Annotated in this window: 15 protein-coding genes; 4 read left to right on the forward strand and 11 right to left on the reverse strand. The window is 45.3% G+C overall.

Annotation, left to right across the window (positions count from 1 at the left end; translation table 11 throughout):
- Positions 1-34: 34 nt before the first annotated feature.
- Positions 35-1471: an NAD-dependent succinate-semialdehyde dehydrogenase gene (locus tag AM500_RS16560; RefSeq protein WP_053600197.1), complete on the reverse strand. Its 1437-nt coding sequence runs from the start codon at positions 1469-1471 to the stop codon at positions 35-37.
- Positions 1472-1639: 168 nt separating this feature from the next.
- On the opposite strand from AM500_RS16560, the gene AM500_RS16565 reads away from it, so the two are divergent.
- Positions 1640-3472, forward strand: coding sequence for a CocE/NonD family hydrolase (locus AM500_RS16565; protein ID WP_082347260.1), 1833 nt, complete (start codon positions 1640-1642; stop codon positions 3470-3472).
- A gap of 47 nt (positions 3473-3519) precedes the next feature.
- Here AM500_RS16565 and AM500_RS16570 read toward each other — a convergent pair whose 3' ends face one another.
- Entirely contained in the window at positions 3520-4068 is a 549-nt protein-coding gene (locus tag AM500_RS16570; RefSeq protein WP_156319834.1) for a TetR/AcrR family transcriptional regulator, read from the reverse strand.
- Between the two features lie 190 nt (positions 4069-4258).
- Between AM500_RS16570 and AM500_RS16575 the strand changes: the two genes are divergently transcribed.
- Positions 4259-5167, forward strand: a complete 909-nt coding sequence (locus AM500_RS16575) for a DsbA family protein (RefSeq protein ID WP_053601756.1) — start codon at positions 4259-4261, stop codon at positions 5165-5167.
- 46 nt (positions 5168-5213) lie between these two features.
- Here AM500_RS16575 and AM500_RS16580 read toward each other — a convergent pair whose 3' ends face one another.
- From AM500_RS16580 to AM500_RS16620, 9 genes are all read right to left on the reverse strand, one after another.
- The gene (locus AM500_RS16580) at positions 5214-8402 is read right to left on the reverse strand and encodes a DEAD/DEAH box helicase (protein WP_231688020.1); all 3189 of its coding nucleotides are present in this window, start codon (positions 8400-8402) and stop codon (positions 5214-5216) included.
- Positions 8403-8414: 12 nt separating this feature from the next.
- Entirely contained in the window at positions 8415-8996 is a 582-nt protein-coding gene (locus tag AM500_RS16585; RefSeq protein ID WP_197282607.1) for a transposase, read from the reverse strand.
- Between the two features lie 831 nt (positions 8997-9827).
- The gene (locus AM500_RS16590) at positions 9828-10931 is read right to left on the reverse strand and encodes a cytochrome-c peroxidase (protein ID WP_053600200.1); all 1104 of its coding nucleotides are present in this window, start codon (positions 10929-10931) and stop codon (positions 9828-9830) included.
- A 291-nt stretch (positions 10932-11222) separates the two neighbouring features.
- Entirely contained in the window at positions 11223-11960 is a 738-nt protein-coding gene (locus tag AM500_RS16595; RefSeq protein WP_053600201.1) for a YwaF family protein, read from the reverse strand.
- Between the two features lie 72 nt (positions 11961-12032).
- Positions 12033-13220: a VWA domain-containing protein gene (locus AM500_RS16600; RefSeq protein WP_053600202.1), complete on the reverse strand. Its 1188-nt coding sequence runs from the start codon at positions 13218-13220 to the stop codon at positions 12033-12035.
- A 1-nt stretch (position 13221) separates the two neighbouring features.
- The gene (locus tag AM500_RS16605; protein WP_053600203.1) at positions 13222-15495 is read right to left on the reverse strand and encodes a DUF5682 family protein; all 2274 of its coding nucleotides are present in this window, start codon (positions 15493-15495) and stop codon (positions 13222-13224) included.
- Positions 15492-16577, reverse strand: a complete 1086-nt coding sequence (locus tag AM500_RS16610; protein WP_053600204.1) for an ATP-binding protein — start codon at positions 16575-16577, stop codon at positions 15492-15494. Before AM500_RS16610 ends, AM500_RS16605 begins: the two co-directional genes overlap by 4 nt.
- Complete coding sequence (locus AM500_RS16615; protein WP_053600205.1) at positions 16577-18367, reverse strand: HEAT repeat domain-containing protein; 1791 nt, start codon at positions 18365-18367, stop codon at positions 16577-16579. The genes AM500_RS16610 and AM500_RS16615 overlap by 1 nt, the downstream gene beginning before the upstream one ends.
- A gap of 12 nt (positions 18368-18379) precedes the next feature.
- Positions 18380-19792, reverse strand: a complete 1413-nt coding sequence (locus AM500_RS16620; RefSeq protein ID WP_053600206.1) for an SWIM zinc finger family protein — start codon at positions 19790-19792, stop codon at positions 18380-18382.
- A gap of 201 nt (positions 19793-19993) precedes the next feature.
- Between AM500_RS16620 and AM500_RS25570 the strand changes: the two genes are divergently transcribed.
- Both AM500_RS25570 and AM500_RS16625 read left to right on the forward strand, forming a co-directional pair.
- Positions 19994-20131, forward strand: coding sequence for a hypothetical protein (locus tag AM500_RS25570; RefSeq protein WP_156319835.1), 138 nt, complete (start codon positions 19994-19996; stop codon positions 20129-20131).
- A gap of 59 nt (positions 20132-20190) precedes the next feature.
- Entirely contained in the window at positions 20191-21144 is a 954-nt protein-coding gene (locus AM500_RS16625) for a Gfo/Idh/MocA family protein (RefSeq protein WP_053600207.1), read from the forward strand.
- Positions 21145-21185: the final 41 nt, after the last annotated feature.

The raw sequence follows: 21185 nt of genomic DNA on the forward strand, positions 1-21185 counted from the left end.
CAGAATCCAGACTTGAGGATTCTGCTTTTCCTTATTACAACTGAAGTGAAATATATTTTATTTCCAGGAATTCGTCGATACCGTGATGGCTGCCTTCCCTGCCAAGCCCGCTTTCCTTCATGCCGCCAAATGGCGCCTGGGCCGTTGATGGAAGTGCGTCATTTACTCCAACAATGCCATATTCAAGATTTTCTGAAAAATAAAATGCCTTCTTTAGTGATTGTGTATATACATAAGCAGCAAGGCCATAAGGTGTATCGTTCGCTCTACGGACGACTTCCTTATCCTCCTTGTACGTGCTGACTGGGGCAACGGGTCCGAAAGTTTCCTCCTGCATACAAACCATCTGATCTGTAACACCTGAGAGAATGAGAGGCTGCATGAAGTAGCCCTTCCCTTCTTCCACCTGGTGTCCAGAAATTATTGTTGCACCCTTCGAAACTGCATCGTCGATATGCCGTTGGACTTTTTCAATGGCCCGGTAATCAATTAAAGGTCCAATGTCAACAGATTCACTAAGTCCGTTCCCTACCTTCATTTCCCTGAATGCTGCAGCGAACGCATCAAGAAATTCAGTTTCCCTGCTTTCGTGAACATAAATCCGATTCGCACATATGCAAGTTTGCCCTGCATTCCGGAATTTGGACTGAATCACCCCTTCTACAGCGGCAAGAATGTCGGCATCCTCTGCAACAATAAAAGGTGCCAGCCCGCCAAGCTCCAGCGATACCTTTTTGACTGTATCTGCCGCTTTCCTCATCAACAGCTTACCAACTGGTGTTGAACCGGTAAACGTAATTTTTTTAACACGAGGATCTTCCATCCAGACATCGGAAACTGCAGCAGCATCGGTTGTTGTCACAATATTAATTACACCAGGCGGAATACCTGCTTCCTCCGCACATTCAGCGAGCAGCAAGGCTGTCAGTGGTGTAGCAGGTGCCGGCTTGATGACAGCAGTACAGCCTGCTGCAAGTGCAGGTGCGATTTTCCTAGTAATCATCGCAGCCGGGAAATTCCAGGGAGTGATGGCAGCAACGACTCCGACCGGTTGTTTCTGGATAAGGATCCGCTTTGATCCGGATGAAGCTGGGATTGTTTCACCGTAAATCCGCTTAGCCTCCTCTGCATACCACTTCACAAATGAATTGGCATAGCTAATTTCTCCTCTTGCTTCCTGTAGCGATTTTCCTTGTTCAGTCGTAATCATCACAGACAGCTCTTCTTTTCTTTCCTCAATAACCGTATACCATTTTTCGAGTAAGGATGCACGTTCATGGGCGGTCTTTTTTGACCAAGTTAGAAAAGCTTCGTGTGCCGCGTCGACAGCAAATTTAGCCTGTTCGGGTCCACCATCAGGCACATACCCGACTGGTTCGAGTGTGGCTGGATTTTCCACCATGAAGCTCTTTTCCATAAAAAGTGGTTCACCGTTTATGTACATTCCTTTCCTTGATTCGGATGTTGTCATTGCAAGCCCTCCTTTTAAAAAATTATATCACCCGTGATATCGTTTTTCCTTAAAGAAGGTTTTCGGGAAATACTCCAAACGCAGTGGGGATTTAGTACTTTTTCAGTATTTAATCACATCATGATGTTGGTTATTATTAATTGAAAGCCCTTACATTTTGGAGGAGATATGATGATGCACTGGAGGCATTTTCGTCTTGGATTTACATTTATGCTTCTTATCAATCTATTAATCGCCCCGTCCCTGGTCCAAGCAACTTATAAAACTATAAAACCAAAAGTATCTTACCCGCTTAAACAATGGGAAGCTGTTTCCTACGACAGGCCAGAACAATACTCCAGCTTTACAACCAAAAAGGATATTTTTATAAAGATGCGGGATGGTATCAATCTTGCTGCTGACGTACATCTTCCGAACGGTCCTGGTCCCTTTCCTGTCATCTTGACACAAACGCCCTATAACAAAAACATGAATAGCAGTGAAAATCTTAATGAGTACTTTATTAAGCGCGGCTATGTCCATTTGGTCATCGATGTCCGCGGTACCGGCTCATCCCAGGGAACGTGGGATTCATTTGGTGAGTCTGAGCAGCTTGATGGTAAAGAGCTTGTTGAATGGGCGGCATCACAGCAGTGGAGCAATGGCAAAGTGGGTTTGTACGGATCTTCGTATCGGGCAATTAACCAGCTGTTGACTGCTGCCCACCAGCCAGAAGGCCTTAAAGCAATCTTTCCAATTGTCCCAATGGGAGATATGTACCGCGACATCCTTATGTCCGGAGGCACCGTTAATACCGGCTTCATCCCACTCTGGCTTGGCCTTGTTACCGGCAGCGGTTTGATGCCGCCAACCTATACTCTCTCCGAACCAATCTTGGCATCGACGGTTCTGTTGGGGCATGCCGGGCAGACAACAGGTTTCCCAATAGGCACTTTGGCATCAGTCCTGACAGGCGGAGAATTTGCGTATGATGGGCCCCAAGCTTGGATGCGTTCGCCGCTAAGCGTCGCTGACCGTATCAAAGTTCCGGCCTTTTTCGCAGGCGGATTGCATGATTTATTTCAAAGGGGAACACCTCTTTTATATGAACGGCTTAAGGCCAATGGAATACAGACTAAGCTTTTGATGGGAAACTGGACACATGGAAACTATGGAAGCGGCCTGCCGGCAGATAATGTACCGACTCTTGACCATTTGGCACTGAGATGGTTCGATCAGTATTTGAAAGGAATCAATACTAACATCGGCAGCATTCCGGATGTGACTCAATATGTTATTGGCGAAGATAAGTTTGTAGTCCAGCCGGGATGGCCGCATCAAGTGGCATCTGCACAGCGATACTATCTCAGAGCAGGAGGCCTTTTAACGAAAGAAACTCCTTCCTCACTCGAAATGTCGAAATCAATGCTTCAGCAGCCGGTGAATGGAATCTGTTCAGGGAGCACAAATCAATGGATGGCTGGTATACCGGATCCAATTCCATGTACAAAGGATAACCGGTTAACCGAATTGACCGAGCTAACCTACACCACCGCACCGGCAAGTAGTGATTTACGCGTCTCCGGTCCAATTGCAGCCAAAATTTTTGCAAAAACAACGGCTAGGGAACTTGTCCTTTCGGTCCGTGTCACGGATGTCGCACCCGATGGGTCCTCCCGTGAAATTACTGCCGGCTGGCTTGCAGCCTCACACCGCGCTGTTGATGAAAGCAAGAGCCGCTTCCTTGACGGACAAATGATTCAGCCGTGGCATACTTTCACAAAGGAGGCAGCAATGGAGGTAACACCCAATGAGGTGATGGAGCTGAACGTGGAAATATTCCCCTCCAACTTTGTTATAAAAGAAGGGCACAAGCTTCGGGTTGCGATAGGCCCGAGTGACTTCCCGCATTCAATGTCACCTGCACCGCAGCTCTTGAATCAGCTGGGCGGGATTGCGACAATAATGAACACGAAACAATACCCTTCTTCGATTGTCCTGCCTGTCCTTCAGGAACATTAAAGGAAGTGACGTATGGATGACCATACGTCACTTCCTTTTTTGTTTGGTTATAGTTTATTCAGGATAGTCGGAGCTGCCAATTTAATAAATTCCTCTGGAGGAAGTTCGCTATTCCTTTTCCACTCGACAGAAGCACCATATAGCCCCCAGCTTAACATGGCAGCTGTTAACTTTAATTCCGATTCCGTTTTCGTCGAATGCTTTTTTGCCAGCATATTGTACAAAATGATTTCAATCTGCTCTCTAATAATTCGAGCGATCGTATCTTGATAACCGGCATGGCAGCGGTTTGACAAAGTCATTTGGAAATTGGTGATAGCCAGGAACATACTGACAAGTGCAGCCTCATCGAGTTCCTTATCAGTGAAGTCCTTGTCATTCAATTTGATCTGCAATACCTCAGACAGAACTTTTTCAAGAAGGTCGTATTTATCCTCGAAGTGATAATAAAACGTAGCCCGGTTGATCATTGCCTCGGTTGTTAAATCTTTTATTGTAATATCCTTAAAATCCTTCTTCCCTGACAATTCGATAAAAGAATCCATAATCAGCTTACGGGTTCTGAGAATTCTTGGGTCGGTTTTTAACTCTTCCACTATGTGTCACCTACTTTTTCAACAATTTTCCGAATGTGTTGGATATACGACAGACCTGAAAAACTATTGGTTTTGATGATATTTATTATCCCCTACAATATAGTTGAAGGCAAAGAACCAGCTTCCAAATCTGATTCTACTAGTAAACTAAAATGAAAGCGGGGAGATAATTGTGGAAAGAAACAATAATATGGTTTGTGACATGGAGACAGGTGTTTGTGGGCCAGCTGAAGACAATGGCATTGAAATGATTAACTTCAATCAACCTAAGAAAACAATCAATCTTTACTATGTGACCGATCCAATTTGCTCACATTGCTGGGCGCTCGAGCCCGTGCTGCGCCGCTTTATCGAGCAGTATGGCGATGTTTTCAAAATCCAAACGGTTATGGGAGGTTTGTTGGAAAAATGGGGAGACGGACCTATCGACCCCGCAAATGGAATCTTTAAACCTGCCGATGTTGCCGGCCATTGGAGAGAAGTTGGTGAGTACTCCCGGATGCCAATTGACGGTTCACTGATGATTGACAATCCGGTTCAATCATCCTTCCCTCCTTCCCGGGTTTTTAAAGTCATTCAGCTAAACCATGGTGATGAACTTGCCACTGAATACTTAAGACGGGCACGGGAGGAGCTTTTCGCCTTTAACAAAAACATTTCCGATGATTCAGTCCTGGTTGGAATCGTCAATAGCCTCGAACTTAATGGACAGGCCATTGTGGGGGAGGCCAACCAGCCGGCCGGACACCAGCTTTTAAATGAAGATTTTGCACTTTCGAGAAGCCTCGGCGTAAGAGGATTTCCAACGATCATTATGATGAACGAAGAAAATAAAGGTGTTAAGATGGTCGGCGCACGCCCGCTGGACTACTACGTTGACGGATTAAAGCAGGTCCTTGGCACTGAAGAGGTTCAGGTGAAGCAAGTGCCACTTCTTTCCTCCCTTCTGAAAAAAGAAAAGCTGCTGTTTTCTAAAGAAATAGAAGTGATGTATGACATCGAAAAATCTGATGTTGCTGCTTTTATAAAGAAAGAACTTTCACCAGGAAGTTATCAGGCAAACGAAATCCTTGGGGAAATGTATTATACAACGAACTAAATACAAAAAGAACTCGTCCTGGGTTTTTGAACCGGACGAGTTCTCTTTAGATAGACAGGATTTCCCTGATATCTTCTTCTGTAAGCGTTGTTGTTCCCTTTTCCCCATTATCAATAAGTTCTTCAACAAGATGACGTTTTTTCTCCTGCAATTCGTTCATTTTTTCCTCAATTGTGCCTCGAGTGATCAGCTTAATAACCTGGACAGCATTTTTCTGGCCCATGCGGTGTGCCCTGTCCGCAGCCTGTTCCTCGACTGCAGGATTCCACCATAAGTCATATAAAATAACCGTGTCGGCTCCGGCCAGATTTAGTCCGGTACCACCAGCTTTCAGGCTGATCAGGAAAAAATCACGCTCTCCTTCATTGAATCGATTACACACATCGACTCGTTCCTCAGGAGGCGTTTGGCCGTCAAGGTAAAAGAAAGGCAGTCCCTGATAGGTAAATTCTTTGCGAATCAACTCAAGCATTTTCGTAAATTGAGAGAATATCAGTACCCGTCTCCCTGATTGCCTGCATTCATCGACAATTTCGAGCAGCTGTTCAAATTTCGCAGAGCGCCCCTGATAATCTTCCATAAATAGTGACGGGTGGCAGCATATTTGCCGCAGCCTCGTCAATCCGGCAAGAATTTTGATCTTGTTCTTCCTGATTGTTTCTTTATCAAGATGCTTTAATGTCTGAAGACGGAGCTTTGATAAAAATGCTGCATATAGCTTCTTCTGGTCAGGGAGCAATTCAATTGATTCGACTGTTTCCAATTTTTCAGGAAGCTCGGCTAGCACATCTTCCTTGATCCTCCTTAGCATAAAAGGACGAATTCTCCGCGCAATCTGCTTTCTCGTCAGGTGGCTGTATTCCCGAAGGCCCTGGAACAATTCCGGAAAGACAATGTGAAAAATCGCCCATAATTCCTCTACCGAATTTTCGATTGGCGTACCGGTTAAAGCAAATTTATGGTTTGCTCTAATTTTTTTCACTGCCCGGAATGTCTGTGTGGTTGGATTTTTAAAAGCCTGTGCCTCATCAAAAAAGGCACTGTGGAACGATTGCCCTTCATACCATCCGAGGTCTTTCCGGAGCAAAGTATAGGTGGTAATAAGCACATCCACATCGCCGAGATTATTCTCCAGCTTTTGTCTTTCCTCTCTATTCCCATCAACTAAAATTGCATTGATTTCTGGTGCAAACTTGAGGAATTCATTCAGCCAATTGTATGTGACGGCAGTCGGACAAACAATCAAAGCATGACTGTTGTTCATCCGAATCTCAGGGAGCACGGACAGAATAAACGAAATGCTTTGCAGCGTTTTCCCTAGTCCCATGTCATCGGCAAGGATCCCTCCAAAACCATATTCGGCCAGCCTTTTCATCCACTGATATCCCGCAGCTTGATAGTCTCTAAGCGTTGCTTCAAGCGAAGGCGGCAGTGGATAAGCCGCTTCGGTTCCGGCCATATCAAGGAAAGTCCGAAATGAATCTTCAAATTGAAAAACGTTTGCTTCGTCCGGCCCGTCAAGCATCCGCAAGCCTTCGAGAAGCGGCACGTTCAAACCTTCTTCAAGGTCCGCCGTCTGGATTGGTCCTGCTTTCAGAAATCGTTGAATTTCTTCGAACTCGCGTGTCTCGAGAGACATCAGCGCACCATCCCGTAACCGGTAGTACTTACGTTTCACTTCAAGCGCAGCGAGAACATTCTTAATTTCCTGTTCAGATATCCCTGTCAGTTCAAACTTGAATTCCAGCCAGTTTGTACGCTCTTTCTTCACTTTTACGCTGATCCTTGGCTGCAGATTCTCCCGGAAAATCCTGTTCCTGACCGAAGTCGTCGCATATACCTGGGTAAGCTTTTGCAGCCTTGGGAGGATATGATATAAGAACTCATACTCCAGTTCCTCATTATGCAAAAAATAACCGCCTTCGGTCTTTGCAAATGAGCTTTCCTCCATTATTTCAAGTATTTCATGTTCTTTTACCCAATTGCGGATCACTCCGGGACTTGAATCCATCGCATTGCCATCAAGAGGATCAATTAAATGATGCCCGTAATGAAATTCAAGCCCGGCAAGCAGCCGGTTTTTCACACGATCAAGATAAAGCTTGGCGACCAGTGGCTTTCGTTCGTAGCTAGACATGGACTCCTGAATTTGAATAGTTCCAAGATTCCTCAAAGCCGGAACAATTTTTTCCTGAAAATAAGCCGTCTGATCCTCTGATACCGGAATTCCGCCTGAAGCAGATCCCTTCATCAGCACTTGAAGTTCGGAGAGTGTCGCGGCTTCTTCCGGTGTAAGCTGGATCAGCTTCCCATCTGAAAAAACAGCGTCATATGCTTCCAACAGGAAAAGCCGGTCCATTCCTTCTATTACTAAGTAATTTCTTCCTGGTTCAGTTTCAGATAGTTCTATTTTTAAAGGAAGAGGCCCTTTGGATACATTGAACCCTTTGTATTCCATTCCATCGATAATTAGCTTTACATCTTGTGCCTTTTCGAGAAGCTGGGTGGCTTGGTGCCAGGCGGATGGAGGTATCAATAGTGACGGGCCAGTTACTTTAGCTTCCGCTCCCACTATTGCTTTCTCATCCTCATAAATTTTTATTAATACCTGAAGAAAATCATCCGCTTCTTTTTCAAAGCAATGAAGAGCCGGATTGTATAGAGCTGCGGAATTCATAGTGCCGGATTGTACCTGTTCAAGAAATTGGCGGATGTCCTCGGTGGACTTTTCAAATAGAGAAATTTCAATTCCGAGCATCCATCTCCCATTCACTAGTTTAACGGGATTTACGATAAATACAGGATTCAGCACTTCCCTTGTCTCAAAGTGAAGCTGCTTGCGGCTTTTTAGCTTTGATTGGTTCCTGAGCAGGCTCTGAAAGTTGTTTGCCGTACCCGGCTGTGAAACAGGATTTACCTTCTGTTCATTCGGCTTTTCCGACAGGGCAAGAAGCACTGCTGCAACATGCTGGCACTCCTGCCGCACTGATGCAAGTGACGGACAACTGCACGATGTCTGGAATCCCCCTTTTCCATTGGATTCGACAAGTACATGAAAATCCTCCGCACCTTTAACAATTGCTGAACAGTTTGTACCGGTAAGAGACTGGATAACCACTTTATTCGCCTGGTAAAATGCCGTACCCCTTTTTAAGGACACGACTCCACAGCGATCTTTAATCATTGATTGAGTAACTTTTATAGTCAAGGAGTGTTTCGTTCCTTCCGTTTTCATTCCAAAGTAACTTTAATTATAGCCTGTTGGGATATTTGTTTCCAGGGAAGGTGTTTTTGAGTTCCGCTTTAGATTAAGGAAGGAAAGGTAATTTTCTGTTTTGGGGGGTGGATAATGGGAAAGAAGCTTAGTTGTAGTAACAATTGTGGATTTTCCGCTCATACAATATGCCGTTATACTGCTCCAGGGGTACTCTTCAGTTTGTTCCGCAAGGCCTGCCTTGATGGGGTTAAGATGGATATACCGGCTTAGTTCTAGTTCGTATCTAGGGTTGGTAACTAGAAAGGACTTATATCTTCTCTCGAAAACATAACCGCTATGTCGATGCTTTTTATTAAAATACCTGGCATACCCGGCATTTATAGCTTGCATGATGTTACTAAGAGGGTGATCAATCGTTTCAATCTGAAGATGAACATGGTTTGGCATAATACAATAAGAATGAAGCTTAAATGGATATCTTTGCTGAGCCATTTTAACGAAATCGAGATACATCTCTCTGTCCTCATCAGTATGAAATAATATTGTTCGCCGGATTCCCCTGCTAATGACATGAAACGCACCTTTAAACCAGACTCGATTCCTTCCAGACAAGCGCATCACAACCTTTTTAAATTTTTTATAATGGAATGATGAGTGGAGAGTTTCTAAAGAATTGTAGAAATTTAGGAGGATTTACACGGTTATTATTTCTCTTTTCAAAAGCTATTTCCTTCTTTTTTAAAAATATTTTCGCCAGTAAATACTATTGAAAATTAGTATTGCACGGTTGGTTAGGAATAGGCTGCTCCCTTAATGATAAAGTGCTTTTAATTTACTAATATTCAAGTGGATTGGCTATTAAGTCTCTGAGTAGTACTAGTTTTAAGTATAGGTTTGGTAGTGAGTCTCTGAGTAATACTAGTAAAAAGTTACTATATTCCGCATCCAACTAGGAATAAAGTGTAGCCTCTGGGATATAGCACTTTTAGTACTACTCTGAGTACTACTAGTTTTTTGTGTGGATTTACTAGTGAGTCTCTAAGTAATACTAGTGAAAAGTTGCTATATTCCGAATCCAACTAGGAATAAAGTGTAGCCTCCGGGATATAGCACTTTTAGTACTACTCTGAGTACTACTAGTTTTTCATGCGAGATGACTAGTGAGCCTCTGAGTAATACTAGTGAAAAGTTGCTATGTTCTGCATCTAACTAGGAATAAAGAGTAACCACCGGGATATAGCACTTTTAGTACTACTCTGAGTACTACTAGTTTTTTGTGTGGATTTACTAGTGAGTCTCTGAGTAATACTAATGAAAAGTTGCTATGTTCTGCATCCAACTAGGAATAAAGTGTAGCCTCCGGAATGTAGTTATTCTGGCACTATTAGTTAGTCGAGGCAAAACCCCCCCCAGTTTAAAAACCAGGAAGGGCATATCAAAGTATTAGTTTCCTTTCTTTCCAGGCAGCTCAGGTGCTTCAAAGACAGGCGGTTCTCCACCTAATGTCTTCAAAAATGCGAGCAAGTCTGCTTTCTCTTCTTCCGTCAAACCAAGCGGCATAAATTGTTTCATAAAGAAACTCTTGTTCGGGTGGTTTTCCCCCCCGCTATTGTAATACTCAATGACTTCTTCAAGCGTCGCTATGCTGCCGTCCCTCATATACGGGCCGGTGTGGGTTATTCCATACAATCCAGGTGTCCGGATCCGTCCCAAATCATCTGGATCCTTCGTTACCGCGAATCGGCCTTCATCCTCAGACTCCAGACCAATATTGTAGTAATTGTTGTCGGATAGATTCATGCCGTTGTGGCAGGTAACGCACATCGCTTTGCCGACAAATAGGTCGAGCCCGCGGACTTCCTGGTCAGTCAACGCGTCGTTTTCACCCTCGAGGAACCTGTCGTAAGGTGTATCCCGAACGACAATCTGCCGTTCAAATGCCGCAATCGCCTTTGCAATGTTTTCCTTTGTTATCCCGCTCTCGAATGCTTCTACGAATAGCTCTTCATATCCTGGTATCGCATTCAGTTCTGGTATCAAATCATCGAGCTTCTGGTTCATCTCGTTTGGATTATCGATTGGGCCAAGGGCTTGCTCCTCCAGCGAAGCTGCGCGGCCATCCCAGAAATTGGTCTTATAGTATCCAGAGTTAATGACGCTGGGAGAATTCCTGGCCCCGTCAGTTCCATCGATTTTTTCAAAAACCGCTTTGCCGTCCCCATAACCAAGGTCTGCCTCATGGCAGGTTGCGCAGCTCCGGTCGTTTTTCCCGGATAGGCGCGGGTCAAAATAAAGAACCTGGCCAAGCTTCAAAACCTCGGGTGTCATCGGATTATCCTCGGGTATCGGAATGTCGCCAATTGGCGTCAGCGCCTGATGAGTCTGCAATACATATTTAAGTTCCTCGGTTACCTCAATAACCTGTTGATCATCTTCGGTTGCATAAGGTTTGCCCGTTGGATCTGGGATAGATGATTCTTTCCCGCATCCTGCAAGAGTAATTATTATAAAAATAAGAAAAGGCAAAACAATTTTGTATTTAGCCATAATGGAAGTACCTCCGAATCTGCACTGGTACTTTCATTATAAATTCCTCAAGCCAGCAAAAGAGCATCGCAATGTGAACAATTTTCTAAACGTGGAGAACGTGGAAACCCGATGACGTGGAAACCAATGACTTGGAAACCAACTAACTATGACCCTCGAACTTCTTGTTGAACTAGACCAGCCTTCTCTGACAAACCCATACTGGAAAACCGTTCATCAAAATCCATTTCCAAATATAATCCTCTTATAAAAAATCCTCCACACATAAGTGCGAAGGACTCTTTCTAAAATCTAATCAATCGACCTCGCCACACCCTGTTTTTTCCCCTTGCCTTTATCACGGAAAATAAGCCAGACAATGAGGCTTAGTGAAATAAGCAGTCCCTCAAGCGAAACGATATACCAAGGGTAAGGTCCGAGAAAATCCAGCAAGCTTGCGGTTTCGGGTTTATGGCTCAAATACATGTAGTTGCCGCCGACCAGTTTGTTGATTAGCATGACAACGGGCAAGAGCAGGTTCAGGAACACGAACAGTTTCACGACCGACCAAATTGTTGGGCGGTAGCCGTGAACCCAGGTAAAATAGAGCGGGACAAGCACAATCATCAAATGCGTATAGAAAAAATGAATGAACCGGAAATGCGGGAAATCGAAAAAGAGATAGGGAGTTGCCAGCGCTTGAGTCGCACCAAGCAGCGCGGTGTAAAGCAAAACATCGTAGACCGCCTTGCTCCGCGTAAACAGCAGGATTACAGCCAAAATAAGGCTGATGCTGCATAACCCCGCAGGCAGCGAATCCATCGAGCGCCAGATGCCATTCGTATACATCCACACATTATAAAGAGTCTCCATCACAACCATTGAGACGGCTGCACTGACTTCAATTCTACGATGGTGCCTTCCTTTTAATTTTTCCCGGAATAAAAAAATACCGACGGATGCAGCAATTAGGATTCCCAAAATAACCAGGTGGGAGATTCCAAACATCTCAAAGCGAATATCCTTCGAACTTCCGCCGAACCATTCCATCCGGCTCACCCCTTCACATAAGCTAATCATTTACTTATTACTATGTACGGTCTTGTAAAAAATGATTTCGCCTTAGCTTTTCCTCGCCATGTTTTTTTGGGCCCAACTTGAGAGATCATTTCCCTTTAGGACATCTCCAAGCAAATCGGGCAGGAGATTCGGACTGCAACCAAAGCTAGGAATCCCCATTTTACCAAGCTTGCCGGCAACTGCTTCATCGTAGCTCGGCAAACCTTGATCAGAAAGAGCTAGCAATGCGACAACCGTCACCCCGGATTCATGCATTTCTTTCATCCGCCTCAACATTGCAGCCTGGTTACCGCCCTCGTATAAATCGGAAACCAGCAAAAAGATCGTTTTTCCTGGGTCAGTGATCAAGGTTTGGCAATAGGCGAGTGACTTATTGATGTCGGTGCCTCCGCCGAGTTGGATGCCAAACAACAAGTCCACCGGATCATCCTTGGCCTGCTCTGTCAAATCAACAAATTTATCATCAAACGCCACAATATGTGTCTTCAAAGCCGGTATGCTTGCAAAAATTGAACCAATGATTGATGCATAAATAACTGAGTTTGCCATCGAGCCGCTCTGGTCTATATCGAGAATGATCGTCCAATTGTTCGAATTTCTTTTTCTATCAAAAAAGTAAAAGCGCTCAGGTACAATAATTTTTCGTTCTTTATCATAATTTTTCAGATTGCGCTGAATCGTATATTTCCAGTCGATGCTTTCCATACCGCCGGAAATGAGCGTTCTTTCTTTCCGGTTCAATGCACCTTTGACGGCTCTCCTGACATCGTTTTCGAGGAGCCTCTTAATGTCTTCCACAACACTCCTGACCAGTTCCCTTGCTGTATCCTTCGTGCGTTCGGGAATCCTTCCTTTCAGTGCCATAAGTGTCGCAACCATTTCAATGCTTGGTTTTACATGTTTAAGTGTTTCCGGTTCAAAAAGAAGCTGGGTTAGTCCTTTTCTTTCAATTGCATCCTGTTGGATGACAGATACGATGTCATCCGGAAAAAAACTGCGGACATCGCCGAGCCATTTGGCAAGCCGAATTCCGCCGCCAAGACCTCCAATAGAACCCATTCTGCCCCCTTCCTCGGTCCCCACCCCGGTTTCCGTATCATAGAGAGCGGCCAGCGCTTCATCCATCAGCATTTCTTCTTCCGTTAACAGCTGCTGGCTTTGTCCGCCAGCCAATTCCTGTTCTGCAGCTTGGCCAAGAATCAATCTCCAGCGCTTTTTTTGACTATCCATATTACCAGTCCCCAAAGTCAAAATCGTTTAGTTGATCTAGCACCCGTTCTTCCGAATCACTTATTTCATCGTTCAAGTATTCACTGACCTCCAAAGCCTCAAGACCCCAAAAGCCTGCGAGAATTTCGGCAATCCTCGCCTTGTCCGAGGCGGTGAAGGCAGTAAAAGACCTTCGCAAAAATACAAGAGCGCGGAGGAACTCCTCATCTGCCAATGTCGCGATATAGGTGTCCATTTGTTCCCACAAAAATGGGCGGGAAATCAGCGCATACTTATTCCTCAGGCAAAGCCCCTCAAACCAGGCCCCTCCAAGGTCAGCGGGAATGCCAGGAGAGAGCCTTCTTGACACTTCTTGCTCCAATTGTTCCGGCGCAAGTTCATTCCTTTCAAGAAGCACTGCACAGCTATATCCTGATACGAGCGGGTTCAGATCATCCCGGCTGCCTACTTCCCTCAATGCAGCAAGCCAAAGATTTTCATCAACATGTTCATAGAGCTGCCGGGCAGCCTCATTCATGTCGCGCATTCCTTCGATAACCCCGCGTGCCGCATCATTATTGCATAAGGCCGCACTTGGCAAAAGTAGCGTCCCCCTAAGGAACAGTCTGGCGATAAGAGGAATGAGCGGTGCAGTATCAAGGCCGCGGACATCACCAAATTGAAGGACATAAGCAAGCTGAGCAATGGCTGAAGCAGACTCGTTAAAATCCCCTGTTTCGGTTCCCATCCTTACCACAGCCCGCCTCGCCTCGTCCATCATCCCCATCATCCCGCATAAATAACTGTCACGAATTACGCGTGACGCCTCGGCAACATTATTTGCCTTTTCTAACCTTTCCTTCAATACAAAGGCAACGGCTAGCTCAATCGTTTCACCCAATAGCGTTGATTCTACAAGCTGGATTTCAGTTTCAGGGCTCCAGCGAAGGTTCCACAGCTCCCCCCAGTTTCCATGGTCCTGGCTATAGGCACCCTGGCTGGCAAAGTCGACACCCAGTGTTATCAGCTGATGGAAAAAGAATGACCGGTTTCTGTCCAGGAATGCGGCTTCCCTGCTTTTCACCCGCCTGTTTTCCCGGAGGTCAAGCTGTATGGAGGCAGAAACATTTGTTTTGTATTTTGTCAGCTTTAGCTCTTGCAGCCTTCTCTTAAAATCTTGCTGTACCGGCGTTTGGGCAATTCCTTCAGGCAGTCGGCCAATATCCGCCCCAATCTCAATTTTGACGCAGGCAGGAGATATAACTGAAAAATCCCCATGTCCAAGGCACATCGTCGCTGCATCCCTTAAATCACGAAGGGTTGGCCATCCATTTCTGAGGGAAGCGAGCGCATAAGCAAGCCGACAGGCCTCCATTACTTCTGCTGTGGAACGGAATGTTCCTGTCTTCCTTAATTCAGCTGCAAGAGAAGTTAAATAAAAGACCGGAAGCTTTTCCGGGTCTTCCTCGATGAGGCAGTCCCAAATCATTTTAAAATAAGCCGGTGCATGATTGCCGGCACCATAGCCTGAGCGGGACGAAAGCCTGTAATTCGAGTACGGCATTAAAGTCAAATTAACCGGCACTATTGGAAGTCCGTTTAAATCAACTTCAACCTCCCCGCCGTCCTCCTCAAGCAGTCCTTTAATATGGAACGCCCCTGTGACGACAACGGTTTTTTCAGGAGAATGGCCTCCCAAAATAGTAGCCTTTATTCGGCTTCTCATGTACGCTTCACGAATGGAGTTATGCTTTTGCTCCGATTTACTGTCTGTCTCAGTCGTTTGTGAACGGAGCTCAATGGAAAATGCATTCATGGAGGAGATGAATGAGTTCCCATTTCTGATAGTCTCGAATGAACGTTCCCAATATGATTCATAGTCATGCTCGCCCGACAGCCTCGCTATCTCATCATATATTGAAACTCGATTCTCCAACTGCATCATATCATCCTGATCGTCCGATTGCTCAACCCTGGCAATTGCAAACGTATTCGCTGCCGGCAAATCGATGAACTCCACATGCGCGCCAAGTTCAATAGCCCAGAGAATTGCCCTGTATTCCGGGGAATAGTCAGCCATAGGATATACAATTGATTCAATCGGCAGCTCGGTTGTATAAGCCATGATGGCAATCGGAGGTTTTACATGTTTCCTGGCAATATCCTCCAGAAGCGGACTCATATCGGCAGGCCCTTCAATCAGGACGGCTGTAGGTTTGATTTCATTAAGAAACTTCTCTAAATGCCACGCTGCAGCTGGAGACAAATGGCGCACCCCGAACACATGAGGCTTCATCGCCCGTTCATCTCACTACATGCGTTGTACAGCTTGCGCCACTCGGAGCCCCTTTTCTTCATTACATTCTCCAGATACTCCTTCCAGACGATGCTGTCCTTCTCTTCGTCCTTAACAACCGTCCCCTGCAGCCCGGCAGCCACATCTTCCTCGCTAATTTGCCCAGTCCCAAAGCTTCCGGCTAGCGCCATGCTGTTTGTTAGAAGTGAAATCGCTTCTGCTGTGGAAATAACGCCGCTTGGCGATTTAAGTTTTTCTTTCCTGTCCATAGTCATTCCGGCTCGAAGCTCCCGGAAAATTGTTACCACTTTTTCGACCAGTTCTTCGGAAGGCAATTCAGCCTGAAGACGGAATTGGGAAGACAGTTCGCCGACTCGCTTGCGGACGATGTCCATTTCAGTCTCGATATTACCTGGAGTCGGCAAAACTAGAATGTTAAAGCGCCTCTTTAAGGCCGAAGACATTTCATTAACACCACGGTCACGTGTATTGGCAGTCCCAATAATCGAGAATCCTCTTACTGCGGAAACTTCTTCGCCAAGCTCGGGAATTGTCATGCTCTTTTCTGATAATATGGATATCAGTGCATCCTGAACCTCGGACGAGCAGCGCGAGATTTCTTCAAAGCGGGCAATTTCGCCAGTTTCCATAGCCCGAAAAACCGGACTTTTCACTAGGGCCTCACGTGACGGCCCGTTTGCAAGCAGCATCGCGTAGTTCCAGCTATAGCGGATTTGCTCCTCTGTTGTACCTGCTGTCCCCTGTATGATTTTTCCTGAGTCCCCGTGAATCGCTGCGGTAAGCAATTCGGACAAAGTTGATTTTGCAGTTCCTGGCTCACCAATCAACAGCAGCGCTCTGTCAGTTACAAGTGTGGCAATCGCCATTTCTATTAGCCTTTTATTTCCAATATATTTGGGGACTATCTTTTTCTTCCCTGCAGTTCCACCGGCAATGAACGTATAGACCGATTTCGGTGACAGCAGCCAGCCTTCGGGAACATTCCCCTTCTCTTCTTTTCTCAAAATCTCCAATTCTTCCTGATACAGCTTTTCTGCTGGCAACCGCAGTAATTCTGTCATTATATTTCCCTCCGCGAGCGCATTTCACCGGATATCTCAAACAATATCTCTTTAATTTTTTCATTGTTAATTTCGGTTTTAGCGATTTCCTCAAGCCTGTCTGCCTTATCGGCTGGCAGCTGATGCAGCAATGCCAAATTTTCATACGCTTTATAGTAATAGTAGCTTCCTGATTTCATCGATGTGTCTGTCTTTTTCAAAACGTCGTAAACGACCTCGAAAACATCCCGGTATCCAATCTGGAAGAGCGAAGCCAGTGCCAGCACGGTTGTTTTGTCATTAAAGGTTGGTTTTTTGTTTATTTTCTCAAAAATAAAATCAAGGTGGGCTTGTCCGTGAACCTTATGGGCCATTCTGAATACGAGCTTATGTTCATCCTGTGAAATCAATAGCGGAATCCACCTGTCATCCCACTCAACCGTTGAGCTCAGTTCTGCTTCTTCGTAATTCTCCCGGTAAGGATGCCACATGAATTCCTCATCGAACACCCTAAGGCTATTTTTAAGGAACACAAGCTCTTCCATCGCCTCCAGGATTGCCACTCGAGCGGGATTCTTGCCCGTTTTTTGAATATAACCAGAATACATGTTGTAAATTTCCACGGCTGAACGATGGCGCAAAGATGCCTTTAAGGATATACCAGCAAGCTTTGCTTTTTTTGGCAAAAGAAAAAGCTTTTCAACAAATTCTACATACTCCTTCTTTGGCTGCCTCATTAGAATATCGGCTGCTTTGCGTGCAGCATCTATTGAAACCTGAGGGTCTGCGGCAACTTCCTGAAGAAAAGCACAAATTTCCTGGCTATTCGCACCATCAAGAGTCCAAATTGCCCAAAGCAGCGAATGGTCATCAGGTTTCTTTTTGGCGTCCTGCTGCTCATGGTACAGCTTTTTTGCATAAGAAAGCATGGTTTCTGCCATTGCGGCTGACGGATGTGCTCCCGCCACTTCAATAATTAATTCCGAGTCCTTTGTTTCGAGGGCGTTTGCGATACAGTCCAGTGCCGCCGGGGTAGCACGTTTGGCCAAGGAGGTGAATGCGGCGCGCCTTATGTCCTGCTTCTTTGCCTTAGTGTAATCAATCAGCACATGTTCACACTCATCATAGTCTGCCAGAATCCCAAGAACGGTCTCCTTCACCCCGGGGGAACCTGTTTCGAGAGCCTCCAGGTAAAATGGCAGCCCTTCTGTCCCAAGAATGGTATGGATGGCGCGTATTCGTCTGCTGTCCCCTCCTTTTCCTTTTGGATTGAAAGACTCTTTTATTAATGGAACAATTTGTCTTCCGAATCCCGGTATAATTTTTTCCTCGATAAAATCTGCCAGAAGCGCATTCGCATCGTCCAATGCTGAAATTAATGGCAGCACGAGACGTAAGTCATTCATTTTTCCAGCAAAATGTGCTTCCTTGACTACTTCCGTTCTCCCCGGCCCCGTAGATTCCAATGCCTGAAGAATGGAAGCCAAGGAGAGATAAGCCATATCAGTCTGAAAGGGAAGACTATAGTTTTCATTGGCAATTTCACCTTGTTTTCCGGTAGTTCCCATTGTATACAAAACGGATGACAGCAGTTGCGAAAGCTCTAGCAAATCGTCGGCTGAACTGCCACTTCCGAATGCAAGTTCTTCAGTCAATTGACTTAGCCGTTTAAAAACTGGGGCTTTCTCTCCCATTTTCTTTAAAACCGGGATCGCTTTTTGCAGTTTCATGTCACCCCGAGCCAGGTCACTGCCTGCAATTGCAAACCTCCGCGTCTCTTCCTGCAATTCTAGTAAAACAGGTATGCTCATAGTTCCCCTCCTTTAACCCCATAGCCTGATCAGGCGGTTTTCGGTGATGATTGACAAAGGTTTCGCACTGAGCGTCCCTGCCGTGTGGTCATGATAAAATCGGACAAGAACAGCCTGGTCTCTCAAATCTTCCTCAGGTAAAAGTCCGAGCAACGGCAATGTTGGCCTCTCTTCTTCAGGTTTGTCAGCAAGGCTTAACCTGTTACCGTAGCGGTCCTCAAGCTGCCATTCGCCTTCAGCCTGGCCGATTTTTTTGAAAGAAAGCAGTGCAACTGGCTGCTTATCTGATAGTGGCATCCTCAGGATATTCCTAATTTCCTTCAGAACCTCTGAAACGTTTTCTTTGGCATATTCTTTTATTTTTAAATAATGGGGCGTCTGTTCAAGTTTGTAATCCTCCCAGCGGACCCTTCGATTGCCCTCACCGGGATACATGTATAATTCGTTTGTGGTAAGCAGCTCCATGACCGAATTTTCTTCTTTAATGTGCTTTAGCGCTTTAAATGGACGGTAGTTTTTTGTAAAAAACAATTCCCCAGTATCCATATCCAGCCAAATTCCCTGGTCGACATATTCTCCTCGTGCATCATTCTTTATGGAAAAAAATGATAGCTGGGCAAGTTTGGCGTTTTGTTTTACAAGGCCATACTCCTTCAGTTCCGCTAGCTGCCAGGTGTGCCCTAGCCACTCCTCGATCGTCGACTCAGTATCAGGCAAAAGTGATTCATCCTGTAGGCGTTTTTCAAGATGCTGGCGCCCTTTTTTGCACACAGCATGCAATACGAGCAGCTTTTCAAAGGCAAATTGAAATAGTTTCTCCTCTGTAAGCCCTTTTTTCCATAAAAGTGTAAAGCCTCTCAGCTCATTCTGCGCTTCCTTCAAGTAATGGTTTCCAAGCAGTTTCGCTGTTTCGTCAAGTTGCCTTAGCTTTTTTGGGTCAATCGACGCAAGCCCTGCTGTAAGGAGCTGGCTGATTTGTTTTTCAAGGATTCCAAGTCCTTCAAACTGTGAGTGCAGCTTTTTTGAGAGAGCTGACTTATTAACCTTCCGCGGCGCTTTCTGCTGCTCTTTCTTCTTCTCCTCGCGCACTAAAGCCTTGGAGCGCTTGGTAATAATATCTTCAGGAATGGGCGCCTCTGTAAAAGGCGCACCATTTATGTATGCATACAAAAGTGCAAGAGAGTGTTTGCATGGAAATTGGCGGCTCGGGCAGCTGCAGCGAAAAACAGGCTCACCATTTATAAAATCGGCCGATGTGAAATACGGATTCTTGCCGCTGCCTTTGCATTCCCCAAAAACAAGAGTGCCGTCACTGCTAATATGCAGATTTTGGAGCTGATTTTTCCTTACCAGTCCCCAGCCATTCTTTACCGCGGCAGCATTTGGTGCAAATGAATCAACATACGCTTCCGTTAGTGCTTGCATTTCCCCACCTCTTAAAAATCAGATTCAGTCTGAAATTTCAGACATAATTATTTTACCATCATATAACCTCAGGTGGAGGAGAAATATTGCAAAATGTAGAAGGGATTAAAGGCTGGTCAGATTGATAGAATAGTAAACGTGTGTAACATGACCTTGGCACGGGTAAACGTTTAGGAAGACTAGAAAGGGAGGAAATTTTCAATGAGTTCAAAATTAGTTAAATTCCTTTTGGGAGGAACCCTCATATCAGCGTTGTTTAGTTTCGTGATTCTGGTCATGACAGTGGTCCATCATTTTAAAATTAAAAATCTTGTCAAGGCGACAGCGCATACTGAATAATAGAACTGCTATTCTAATAACTGTAGAATAAGAGGAAAATAGAAAGGCAGGAAGTGCCAGTGGCAAAGATTAAGGTCGGCATCATTGGAGTGGGCGGGATTGGTGAGCGTGTACTCACTCAATTCCAAGCCCATCCTGAAATCGAGGTAAGAGGCATTTTTGACACGAACAATAGCAGGCTTCAAGAAATTTCTGCAGGCTTTTCAATCACTGCAGCCGGGCATTACAGGGAACTGCTTGACGATCCGGCCATCAATTTAATTTATATAGCAGTTCCACCGAAATTTCACAACCAATTTGTACTCGAGGCCCTCGAGTATGGAAAAAATGTCCTATGTGAAAAACCGCTTGCAAGCACGGTTGCTGAGGCAGCTGAAATGCTTCATGCCGCTGAAGCAAAAGGCCTGCTGCACGCTGTCAACTTTCCTTCCGTTTTCGCTCCCGGCTTTATTGAACTGGAAAGACTGGTCAACCAGGGTTTCCTAGGTGCGCTGCGCCGAATTGAACTTCACTGCCATTTTCAGGAATGGCCAAGATACTGGCAAAAAAACAGCTGGATTTCGTCCCGTGAACAAGGTGGGTTTGTCAGGGAAGTGTTTCCCCATTTTATCCAGATGATTCAGCAGCTGTTCGGAGATATATGTGACGTTACAGCCTCACTCGAACTCCCGAAAGACCCGGATTTGTGCGAAACTGGCATTATAGCCAGCGGACGCATGGCGAACGGAATTCCTATTCTGCTAAATGGCCTCACCGGTATCGGGATGAAAGAGAAACTTCGTTTTGATCTGTACGGCTCAGAAGGCACCCTTTCTCTATTGAATTGGTCAGAACTATGGGCTTCAAGAATAAATGAACCTCAAACAAAACTCGAAGTGGCAGGCTCAGGCCATTATTCCGCTTTTATGGACGAGCTTGTTCAAGCATTTGATGCAAAATCCTCCAGGCTTGTTACATTCAAGCAGGGCTATGAAGTCCAAAAAGTGCTTGATACACTGTTAAATAAAAGTTGAAGAACAAGAGAGGCTGTCCCAAAAAAGTCGTTATTCAACGA

The organism is Bacillus sp. FJAT-18017 (assembly GCF_001278805.1).
Lineage (GTDB): Bacteria > Bacillota > Bacilli > Bacillales > Cytobacillaceae > Bacillus_D.

What these genes read in the sequence shown, in the direction of transcription:
- AM500_RS16560 (WP_053600197.1), bottom strand. Translation starts at nt 1,471, where the DNA reads ATGACAACATCCGAATCAAGGAAAGGAATGTACATAAACGGTGAACCA.
- AM500_RS16565 (WP_082347260.1), top strand. Translation starts at nt 1,640, where the DNA reads ATGATGATGCACTGGAGGCATTTTCGTCTTGGATTTACATTTATGCTT.
- AM500_RS16575 (WP_053601756.1), top strand. Translation starts at nt 4,259, where the DNA reads ATGGTTTGTGACATGGAGACAGGTGTTTGTGGGCCAGCTGAAGACAAT.
- AM500_RS16580 (WP_231688020.1), bottom strand. Translation starts at nt 8,402, where the DNA reads ATGAAAACGGAAGGAACGAAACACTCCTTGACTATAAAAGTTACTCAA.
- AM500_RS16590 (WP_053600200.1), bottom strand. Translation starts at nt 10,931, where the DNA reads ATGGCTAAATACAAAATTGTTTTGCCTTTTCTTATTTTTATAATAATT.
- AM500_RS16595 (WP_053600201.1), bottom strand. Translation starts at nt 11,960, where the DNA reads ATGGAATGGTTCGGCGGAAGTTCGAAGGATATTCGCTTTGAGATGTTT.
- AM500_RS16600 (WP_053600202.1), bottom strand. Translation starts at nt 13,220, where the DNA reads ATGGATAGTCAAAAAAAGCGCTGGAGATTGATTCTTGGCCAAGCTGCA.
- AM500_RS16605 (WP_053600203.1), bottom strand. Translation starts at nt 15,495, where the DNA reads ATGAAGCCTCATGTGTTCGGGGTGCGCCATTTGTCTCCAGCTGCAGCG.
- AM500_RS16610 (WP_053600204.1), bottom strand. Translation starts at nt 16,577, where the DNA reads ATGACAGAATTACTGCGGTTGCCAGCAGAAAAGCTGTATCAGGAAGAA.
- AM500_RS16615 (WP_053600205.1), bottom strand. Translation starts at nt 18,367, where the DNA reads ATGAGCATACCTGTTTTACTAGAATTGCAGGAAGAGACGCGGAGGTTT.
- AM500_RS16620 (WP_053600206.1), bottom strand. Translation starts at nt 19,792, where the DNA reads ATGCAAGCACTAACGGAAGCGTATGTTGATTCATTTGCACCAAATGCT.
- AM500_RS25570 (WP_156319835.1), top strand. Translation starts at nt 19,994, where the DNA reads ATGAGTTCAAAATTAGTTAAATTCCTTTTGGGAGGAACCCTCATATCA.